Here is a 329-nt window from a genome sequence, read left to right on the forward strand (position 1 = left end):
ACCGCCTCGTCGAAGACCTTCTGGTTCCAGCTCTCCATGAAGAAGCCGCGCGCGTCGCCGAACACCTTCGGCTCGAGGATCAGCACGTCGGGAATGGCGGTGCGGATGATGTTCATGTCCTGGTCCTGCCTGCCCGAATCAGAAGATCTGCTCGGCGAGCACCTTCTTCAGGTACTGCCCATAGCCGTTCTTCAGCATCGGCGCGGCCAGCTTGTCCAGCTGCGCGTCGTCGATCCAGCCGCGGCGCCAGGCGATCTCCTCCGGGCACGCCACCTTCAGGCCCTGGCGCTTCTCCAGCGTGGCGATGAACTGCCCCGCCTCCATCAGGC

At 64.7% G+C, this 329-nt stretch carries 1 protein-coding gene and 1 pseudogene; both read right to left on the reverse strand.

Annotated features, from left to right (window positions below):
• Positions 1–116: dTDP-4-dehydrorhamnose 3,5-epimerase family protein (locus HZU84_RS20150; RefSeq protein WP_180692887.1), on the reverse strand; the 116-nt coding region annotated here is incomplete at its 3' end.
• 22 nt (positions 117–138) lie between these two features.
• A pseudogene (locus HZU84_RS20155) lies at positions 139–329 on the reverse strand (glucose-1-phosphate thymidylyltransferase RfbA); the annotation flags it as partial.

It is taken from the genome of Sphaerotilus sulfidivorans (assembly GCF_013426975.1).
GTDB lineage: Bacteria > Pseudomonadota > Gammaproteobacteria > Burkholderiales > Burkholderiaceae_C > Sphaerotilus > Sphaerotilus sulfidivorans.